Source organism: Klebsiella sp. EMBS2024 (assembly GCF_036233805.1).
Taxonomy (GTDB): domain Bacteria; phylum Pseudomonadota; class Gammaproteobacteria; order Enterobacterales; family Enterobacteriaceae; genus Klebsiella; species Klebsiella pneumoniae.
In genome coordinates this window covers 2,837,375-2,846,933 of the sequence record NZ_JAZARW010000001.1, presented here as the reverse complement: position 1 = coordinate 2,846,933, position 9,559 = coordinate 2,837,375, and the positions used below count along the sequence as shown (strand labels likewise).

At 56.4% G+C, this 9,559-nt stretch carries 7 protein-coding genes; 6 read left to right on the top strand and 1 reads right to left on the bottom strand.

What is annotated here, in order from left to right; translation table 11 throughout:
• Positions 1-356 precede the first annotated feature (356 nt).
• Positions 357-2,330: a catecholate siderophore receptor CirA gene (gene cirA / locus VZP09_RS13100; RefSeq protein WP_004890725.1), complete on the top strand. Its 1,974-nt coding sequence runs from the start codon at positions 357-359 to the stop codon at positions 2,328-2,330.
• A 70-nt stretch (positions 2,331-2,400) separates the two neighbouring features.
• Here cirA and fghA read toward each other — a convergent pair whose 3' ends face one another.
• On the bottom strand, positions 2,401-3,234 hold the full coding sequence (fghA, locus tag VZP09_RS13095) for an S-formylglutathione hydrolase (RefSeq protein ID WP_023280359.1): 834 nt from the start codon (positions 3,232-3,234) through the stop codon (positions 2,401-2,403).
• 360 nt (positions 3,235-3,594) lie between these two features.
• On the opposite strand from fghA, the gene folE reads away from it, so the two are divergent.
• The 5 genes from folE to mglA all read left to right on the top strand — a co-directional run bounded on the left by folE (position 3,595) and on the right by mglA (position 9,548).
• Positions 3,595-4,263: a GTP cyclohydrolase I FolE gene (folE, locus tag VZP09_RS13090; protein ID WP_002912924.1), complete on the top strand. Its 669-nt coding sequence runs from the start codon at positions 3,595-3,597 to the stop codon at positions 4,261-4,263.
• A gap of 15 nt (positions 4,264-4,278) precedes the next feature.
• On the top strand, positions 4,279-5,436 hold the full coding sequence (yeiB, locus tag VZP09_RS13085; protein WP_004175071.1) for a DUF418 domain-containing protein YeiB: 1,158 nt from the start codon (positions 4,279-4,281) through the stop codon (positions 5,434-5,436).
• A 155-nt stretch (positions 5,437-5,591) separates the two neighbouring features.
• A complete protein-coding gene (gene galS / locus VZP09_RS13080; RefSeq protein WP_002912919.1) occupies positions 5,592-6,614 on the top strand; it encodes an HTH-type transcriptional regulator GalS in 1,023 nt (340 codons plus the stop codon).
• A gap of 296 nt (positions 6,615-6,910) precedes the next feature.
• Complete coding sequence (gene mglB, locus VZP09_RS13075) at positions 6,911-7,909, top strand: galactose/glucose ABC transporter substrate-binding protein MglB (protein ID WP_002912878.1); 999 nt, start codon at positions 6,911-6,913, stop codon at positions 7,907-7,909.
• A gap of 118 nt (positions 7,910-8,027) precedes the next feature.
• Positions 8,028-9,548 (top strand): galactose/methyl galactoside ABC transporter ATP-binding protein MglA, encoded by a 1,521-nt coding sequence (mglA, locus tag VZP09_RS13070; RefSeq protein WP_002912876.1) that lies wholly within the window; start codon positions 8,028-8,030, stop codon positions 9,546-9,548.
• The last annotated feature ends 11 nt before the right edge of the window (positions 9,549-9,559 follow it).

Genomic DNA, 9,559 nt, shown 5'->3' with positions numbered 1-9,559 from the left:
GTAGGCCGGGTAAGGCGAAAGCCGCCACCCGGCAGACATGTGAGCACAATAACGAAGACAGATTTGTCATCACCCGCAAGCCCTCTGAACAGAGGGCTTTTTTTATGTTTGTGCGGTTACAGCTTGTCACAATTCTTCATAATTATATTGATAATCGTAATCATTATCTTTATCATTTTCGCCCATTACGGATGAAGCCACTCCCCGTCTCTGCCGCTTGTACAGACTGACACCGGGCGACCAGCCACATCGACGAGAAAACAGCGCGAGCATGCCGCCGACAGAGCGGCAAGCCGCCAGCGCGTGTGAGCAGCACCTTGTTGTTTGTTTGGTTGTACACCTCATGGAGATTTGGAATGTTCAGGTTAAACCCTTTTATCCGGGCGGGATTGTCTGCGTCCGTCGTATCGTTGGCGTTTCCGGCTCTGGCCGATGTGAATGAAGAAACGCTGGTGGTGACCGCCTCGGCCACTGAACAGAATGTCAAAGACGCGCCGGCGAGCATCAGCGTCATCACCCAACAGGATTTACAACGCAAGCCTGTTCAGAACCTGAAAGACGTGCTGCGCGATGTGCCTGGGGTCCAGCTCACCAACGAAGGGGATAACCGCAAGGGCGTTAGCATCCGCGGTCTGAGCAGCAGCTATACCCTGATCCTGGTCGACGGCAAGCGCGTTAACTCGCGGAACGCCGTCTTCCGCCACAATGACTTCGACCTTAACTGGATCCCGGTGGATGCTATTGAGCGTATCGAAGTGGTGCGCGGCCCGATGTCCTCCCTTTACGGCTCCGATGCGCTCGGTGGGGTGGTCAACATTATTACCAAAAAAATCGGCCAGAAATGGACCGGGACGCTGAGTGCTGATACCACTATTCAGGAGCACCGCGATCGCGGGGATACCTGGAACGGCCAGTTCTTCACCAGCGGCCCGCTGATCGACGGCGTACTTGGAATGAAGGCCTACGGCAGCCTGGCAAAACGCGCCAAGGACGATCCGCAGTCATCCAGTAATGCCACCGGCGAGACGCCGCGCATCGAGGGCTTCACCAGCCGCGATGGCAATGTTGAATTCGCCTGGACGCCGAACGAAAACCACGATTTTACCGCAGGCTACGGCTTTGACCGTCAGGATCGCGATTCCGATTCCCTTGACCGCAACCGCCTTGAGCGGGAGAACTACTCTCTGAGCCATAACGGCCGCTGGGATATCGGCAATAGCGAGCTCAAGTTCTACGGCGAAAAGGTGGATAACAAAAATCCAGGGCAGAGCGGGACTATTACCTCGGAAAGCAATGCCATCGACGGCAAGTATGTCCTGCCGCTGGGCATGATTAACCAGCTGGTGACCTTCGGCGGCGAATGGCGCCACGACAAACTGAAAGATCCGGTCAACCTGAGCAGCGGCGGCCAGTCAACGTCGGCTAGCCAGTACGCCCTGTTTATCGAAGACGAATGGCGCATCATCGAGCCGCTGGCGCTGACCACCGGCATTCGTATGGACGACCATCAGACCTATGGCGATCACTGGAGCCCGCGCGCCTATCTGGTGTATAACGCCACCGATACCGTCACCGTCAAAGGCGGCTGGGCGACGGCGTTTAAAGCCCCGTCGCTGCTGCAGCTTAACCCCGACTGGACCACCAACTCCTGTCGCGGCTCGTGCAGCATCGTCGGTAACCCGGATCTGAAACCGGAAACCAGCGAAAGCTTCGAGCTCGGTCTCTACTACCGCGGGGAAGAGGGCTGGCTTGAAAATGTCGAAGGCAGCATCACCACCTTCCAGAATAATGTCGACGACATGATCGATGTTCTGCGCACCTCCAGCGCCAGCGAAGCGCCGGGCTACCCGAACTTTGTCGGCTGGAAAACCGTCAACGGCAAGCGCGTGCCGATCTTCCGCTATTTCAACGTCAACAAAGCCCGCATCAAAGGGGTGGAGACGGAGGTGAAGATCCCGTTTGGCGATGAGTGGAAGCTGACGGTGAACTACACCTACAACGATGGTCGCGATCTGAGCAATGGCGGCGACAAACCGCTGCAGACGCTGCCGTTCCATACCGCCAACGGCACGCTCGACTGGAAACCGCTGGACGATTGGTCCTTCTACGTGACGGCCAACTATACCGGCCAGCAGCGCGCGGTGAGCGCCACCGGCAAAACGCCGGGCGGCTACACCCTGTTTGACGTTGGCGCGGCATGGCAGGTGACCAAAAACGTGAAACTGCGCTCCGGGGTGCAGAACGTGGGTGATAAAGATCTGAGCCGGGACGACTACAGCTATACCGAAGAAGGCCGTCGCTACTTTATGGCGGTGGATTATCGCTTCTGATTGCCGGCGCTAAAACGCGTCCTGTAGGCCTGAACATGCGCCGCGAAGCAGCTTCGCGGCGCATTGGCGTTTAGCCAAAGAGATGCTGCGCATGGAAGCGCAGATGGTCTTCAATAAACGAGGCAATAAAGTAATAGCTGTGGTCGTAACCGGGCTGGATGCGCAGCGTTAACGGCCAGGCCTTCTGCCGCGCGACCTCCGCCAGTACCGCCGGCTGCAGCTGTCCGGCAAGGAATGGATCGTTGTCGCCCTGATCGATAAGCGTCGGCACGGCGTCCTCCGGCCGGCTGGCCTGCATCAGCGCGCAGCTGTCCCAGGAGAGCCATGCCGATTCATCCGCGCCGAGATAGGCGTTAAACGCTTTCTTGCCCCACGGGACCTGGGAGGGATTGACGATCGGCGCGAAGGCGGAGACGCTGGCGTAGCGGCCGGGATTTTTGAGCGCCATAATGAGCGCGCCGTGGCCGCCCATCGAGTGGCCGCTGACGGCGCAGCGTTCGCCGACGCTAAACTCGCTACGAATAAGCGCGGGCAGTTCGTCACGCAGGTAATCGTACATTCGGTAGTGCGCCGCCCAGGGCGCCTCGGTGGCGTTCAGGTAGAAGCCGGCGCCTTGTCCGAGATCGTAACCGTCGTCGTTGGCCGCCTCGTCACCGCGCGGGCTGGTATCCGGCATCACCAGCGCGATGCCCAGCTCGGCGGCAATGCGCTGGGCGCCCGCCTTGGTGGTAAAGTTCTCATCGTTACAGGTCAGCCCCGACAGCCAGTACAGCACCGGCGGCGGCGTTTCGCGCTCAGGCGGTAAAAAAATGCTGAACGTCATGGCGCAGTTCAGGACAGGGGAGTGATGACGCCAGCGTTGTTGCTGGCCGTCAAAACAGCGATGCTCTTCAAGCAGTTCCATGCAAGGCTCCTCGGAAGGGATGTGCGCGTAAACGTTCATAATACAGATATTTCATTAGCCGGTGAGCAACTTTCACTTTCTCCTTTTGAGAACTTACTGCATCATTAATGCAACTTATAGCCAACATGCCGGTGTAGCGACGGCGCTTATGAATGCGTACAGCGGTTGGAACATTCCGGATACGGCGATAAGGATTTGGCGTCGCGCCTGAGGCATGGCTTCGCTCCCTAATAAAAGGCAGCGCCAATTTCAATAATTATCGTTACGGCTACTGGATTCTGTGCGCCACCTCACGCACAATGAATACAAACTTTGCCCCCAGAAAAAGCAAAGAGCGCCACACCTGCAGGAGAAACATAAATGTCATCACTGAGTAAAGAAGCCGTCCTCGTTCATGAAGCGCTGGTCGCTCGTGGGCTGGAGACGCCGATGCGTGCGCCAGTACAAGAAATTGATAACGAAACACGCAAGCGTTTGATTACCGGTCATATGACCGAGATTATGCAACTGCTGAATCTGGATCTGAGTGATGACAGTCTGATGGAGACCCCGCATCGCATCGCCAAAATGTATGTCGATGAGATCTTCTCCGGGCTGGATTATTCTCGCTTCCCGAAAATCACCGTCATTGAAAACAAAATGAAGGTCGATGAAATGGTCACCGTGCGCGATATCACCCTGACCAGCACCTGCGAACACCATTTCGTTACCATCGATGGTAAAGCGACGGTAGCCTATATCCCGAAAGATTCGGTGATCGGCCTGTCGAAAATCAACCGCATCGTGCAGTTCTTCGCCCAACGTCCGCAGGTCCAGGAGCGTCTGACGCAGCAGATCCTGATCGCGCTGCAGACGCTGCTCGGCACCAACAACGTGGCGGTATCCATTGACGCGGTGCATTATTGCGTGAAGGCGCGCGGCATTCGCGACGCGACCAGCGCCACCACCACCACCTCTCTCGGCGGCCTGTTTAAATCCAGCCAGAATACCCGCCAGGAATTCCTGCGCGCAGTACGTCACCACAACTAAAACGGAGCAGGGTGCATGGAGAGAAATGTCACGCTGGACTTTGTCCGCGGCGTCGCCATCCTCGGTATCCTGCTTCTCAATATCAGCGCCTTCGGCTTGCCGAAGGCCGCTTATCTCAATCCCGCCTGGTCAGGAAGCGCGTCCCTTAGCGATGCCTGGACCTGGGCGCTCCTCGACCTGCTGGCGCAGGTGAAGTTTCTCACCCTGTTCGCACTGCTGTTTGGCGCCGGTCTTCAGCTATTGCTTCCGCGAGGGAAGCGCTGGATCCAGTCGCGGCTGACGCTGCTGGCGCTGCTCGGTTTCATTCACGGTCTTTTTTTCTGGGATGGCGATATTCTGCTGGCCTATGCCCTGGTGGGGCTGGTGAGCTGGCGCATGGTGCGTGAGGCGCACCATGTCAAATCGCTGTTCAACACCGGGGTGGTGCTCTACCTCACCGGCATTGCGGTGCTGGTCCTGTTGGGGATGATCTCCGGGACCGTGGCGAATCGCTCGTGGGCGCCGGACGCGGCGAACCTGCAATATGAGCAGTACTGGAAGCTGCACGGTGGCATGGAGGCGGTCAGCAACCGGGCGGATATGCTATCTGACAATCTGCTGGCGCTGGGCGCGCAGTATGGCTGGCAGCTGGCGGGGATGATGCTGATGGGCGCGGCGCTGATGCGCAGCGGCTGGCTGAAGGGGCAGTTTAGCCTGCGTCACTACCGGCGTACCGGCGCGCTGCTGGTGGCGGCCGGCATGGCGGTCAATCTGCCGGCAATATTCGCCCAGTGGTATCTGGCCTGGGACTATCGCTGGTGCGCGTTTTTACTGCAGGCGCCGCGCGAACTTAGCGCCCCGCTGCAGGCTATCGGCTATGCCGCGCTGGCCTGGGGCTACTGGCCGCAACTCTGCCGTTTCCGCCTGGTGGGCGCTATCGCCTGCGTCGGACGCATGGCGCTGACCAACTACCTGCTGCAGACCCTGATCTGCACCACCCTGTTTTATCATCTTGGGCTGTTTATGCGCTTCGATCGTCTGCAGCTGCTGGCCTTTGTTCCCCCCATCTGGGCCGTTAACCTCCTTGTCTCATCGCTCTGGCTGCGCCGCTTCCGCCAGGGGCCGGTGGAATGGCTGTGGCGTCAGTTAACCCTGCGTGCGTCAGGCACATCATTGAAAGACACATCCAGATAACGATCTCGATCACAATCATTAACAAAACGGATGTAAACGTTTCCAGCCGTGTGACCTCACTCACGCAGCGGACCGCGGGTCGCTGCCAGAATAGCCTCCTTGCTAAGCACAGGAGGTGAATGTGACGTGCTGTAATTCTCTTAAGGTCGCTGAGTATGATCACCATTCGTGATGTCGCCCGCCAGGCGGGCGTTTCCGTGGCCACCGTGTCGCGGGTGCTGAATAACAGCGCGCTGGTGAGTCCGGATACGCGCGACGTGGTGATGAAAGCGGTGACCCAACTGGGCTACCGGCCCAACGCCAACGCCCAGGCGCTGGCCACCCAGGTCAGCGATACCATCGGCGTAGTGGTGATGGACGTCTCCGATGCCTTCTTCGGCGCGCTGGTGAAAGCAGTGGATACCGTTGCTCAGCAGCATCAGAAATATGTGCTGATCGGCAACAGCTATCACGAGGCGGAAAAAGAGCGTCACGCCATCGAGGTGCTGATCCGTCAGCGCTGCTCGGCGCTGATCGTCCATTCGAAAGCGCTGAGCGATGATGAACTGAGCGACTTTATGCAACATATCCCGGGGATGGTGCTGATCAACCGCATCGTGCCGGGGTATGCCCATCGCTGCGTCGGACTCGACAACGTCAGCGGCGCGCTGATGGCCACCCGTATGCTGCTCAATCATGGTCACCAGCGCATCGGCTATCTCTCCTCAAACCACGGCATTGAAGATGACGATATGCGCCGGGAAGGGTGGAGCAAAGCGCTGCAGGAGCAAGGCATCATCGCCCCGGACAGCTGGATCGGTTCCGGCTCCCCGGATATGCAGGGCGGTGAAGCGGCGATGGTCGAACTGCTGGGGCGCAATCTCGGCCTCACCGCGGTGTTTGCCTATAACGACAGCATGGCGGCCGGCGCGCTGACGACGCTGAAGGACAACGGCATTGTCGTGCCGCAGCATCTGTCGCTGATTGGCTTTGATGATATTCCTATTTCCCGTTACACCGATCCTCAGCTCACCACCGTGCGCTATCCGGTAATGTCGATGGCAAAGCTGGCCACCGAGCTGGCGCTGCTGGGGGCGGCCGGCAAGCTGGATCGCGAGGCGACGCACTGCTTTATGCCGACGCTGGTGCGCCGTCATTCCGTTGCCCAGCGGCAAACTGTGGGCCCGATCACTAACTGACGCGATCGCGGGATGTAACCGCTTTCAATTTGTGAGTAAATTCACAGTATATTAACATTCGCCTGATTATGATGGCAGCGTTTACCAGTCTGAACCACGAGGTGATGGATATTCCTCACTTTATTTAGTAGGAACAAGGCGTTAAACGAGTTTTACAGTCGTATTTTTCTGGAGCGTTACCCGACACGGAAGACCGAATTTTCGTCGTGAAATGCGTTGTGCGGTAACACTAATGCAACAAATCCCGCCTGCATTTTCTCACAATAATGACCCTGCATAATAAAACCGGAGATTCCATGAATAAGAAGGTGTTTACCCTGTCTGCTGTAATGGCTGGTCTGTTATTTGGCGCCGCCGCACACGCAGCAGATACCCGTATCGGCGTGACGATTTATAAATATGACGACAACTTTATGTCGGTAGTGCGTAAGGCGATTGAAAAAGATGGCAAATCCGCGCCAGACGTCCAGCTGTTGATGAATGATTCGCAGAACGACCAGTCGAAACAAAACGATCAGATTGACGTGCTGCTGGCGAAAGGCGTGAAGGCGCTGGCGATTAACCTGGTTGACCCGGCCGCCGCAGGTACGGTGATTGAAAAGGCGCGCGGGCAGAATATTCCGGTGGTGTTCTTCAACAAAGAGCCTTCCCGCAAAGCGCTGGATAGTTATGACAAGGCTTATTACGTCGGTACCGACTCGAAAGAGTCGGGGATTATTCAGGGCGATCTGATCGCCAAGCACTGGAAAGCCAACCCGAACTGGGATCTGAATAAAGACGGTCAGATCCAGTACGTTCTGCTGAAAGGCGAGCCGGGCCATCCGGATGCGGAAGCGCGTACCACTTACGTTATTAAAGAGCTGAATGATAAAGGTCTGAAGACCCAGCAGCTGCAGCTGGATACCGCGATGTGGGATACCGCCCAGGCGAAAGACAAAATGGACGCCTGGCTCTCCGGCCCGAATGCCAACAAGATTGAAGTGGTGATCGCTAACAACGACGCCATGGCGATGGGCGCGGTTGAAGCGCTGAAAGCGCACAACAAGAGCAGCATTCCGGTGTTCGGCGTTGATGCCCTGCCGGAAGCCCTGGCGCTGGTGAAATCCGGCGCGATGGCCGGTACTGTGCTGAACGATGCCAACAATCAGGCGAAAGCGACCTTCGAGCTGGCGAAAAACCTTGCCGACGGGAAAGACGCCGCGGCAGGCACCAACTGGAAAATTGACAACAAGATTGTTCGCGTCCCCTACGTGGGCGTCGATAAAGACAACCTGAGCCAGTTTACCGGCAAATAATCGTGATGTGAGTTGCGGGCGTGGGTTATCCACGCCCGATTATTCCTGATACAGAACCAGACTCCTGCTGGCGCTAGTGCGCCGGACGGAGCTTGCATGAACGCAGCCAGGTATAACTATGGTCAGCAATAATAGCGAACGGTCAGGCGAATATTTGTTGGAGATGAGCAATATCAACAAATCGTTTCCTGGCGTCAAGGCTCTTGATAATGTCAACCTGAAGGTTCGTCCGCACTCCATTCATGCGTTAATGGGTGAGAACGGCGCCGGTAAATCGACATTATTAAAATGCCTTTTTGGGATCTATCAAAAAGATTCCGGTAGCATTCTTTTTCAGGGAAAAGAGATCGATTTCCATTCGGCGAAAGAAGCCCTGGAAAACGGTATTTCGATGGTGCATCAGGAATTAAACCTGGTATTACAGCGTTCGGTCATGGATAACATGTGGCTCGGGCGCTATCCAACTAAAGGCATGTTTGTCGATCAGGACAAAATGTACCGGGATACCAAGGCCATTTTTGATGAGCTGGATATTGATATCGATCCGCGCGCCCGCGTCGGTACCTTATCGGTATCTCAGATGCAGATGATTGAGATCGCGAAGGCGTTTTCCTATGACGCCAAAATCGTCATCATGGATGAGCCGACGTCATCGCTGACGGAAAAAGAGGTCAACCATCTGTTTAAGATCATCCGTAAGCTGAAAGATCGCGGCTGCGGTATCGTCTATATCTCGCATAAAATGGAAGAAATTTTCCAGTTGTGCGATGAAATAACCATCCTGCGCGACGGCCAGTGGATCGCCACCCAGCCGCTGGAAGGGCTGGATATGGATAAGATCATCGCCATGATGGTCGGGCGTTCGCTTAACCAGCGTTTTCCGGATCGCGAAAACACTCCGGGCGAAGTGATCCTCCAGGTGCGCAATCTCACCTCGCTGCGCCAGCCCTCCATTCGCGATGTCTCCTTTGACCTGCATAAGGGCGAAATTCTCGGTATCGCCGGCCTGGTGGGCGCTAAACGCACCGACATCGTGGAGACCCTGTTCGGCATCCGTGAGAAGGCCAGCGGCACCATCACGCTGCACGGCAAGAAGATCAACAACCACAGCGCCAACGAGGCGATTAACCACGGTTTTGCGCTGGTGACCGAGGAGCGGCGCTCTACCGGGATTTACGCCTATCTGGATATCGGGTTTAACTCGCTGATCTCCAATATTAAGAAATATAAAAACAGCGTCGGCTTGCTGGATAACTCGCGAATGAAGAGCGATACCCAATGGGTTATTGACTCGATGCGCGTCAAAACCCCCGGTCAGCATACGCAGATTGGCTCGCTTTCCGGTGGTAACCAGCAAAAGGTCATTATAGGCCGCTGGCTGCTGACCCAGCCGGAGATCCTGATGCTGGATGAGCCAACGCGCGGTATCGACGTCGGCGCCAAGTTTGAAATCTATCAGCTGATTGCCGAACTGGCTAAAAAAGACAAAGGGATCATTATTATTTCTTCCGAAATGCCGGAACTGCTGGGGATTACCGACCGCATTCTGGTGATGAGCAACGGCCTGGTCGCGGGCATTGTTGAGACTAAAACCACTACGCAAAACGAAATACTGCGTCTTGCGTCATTGCACCTTTAAGATCAGGGGCT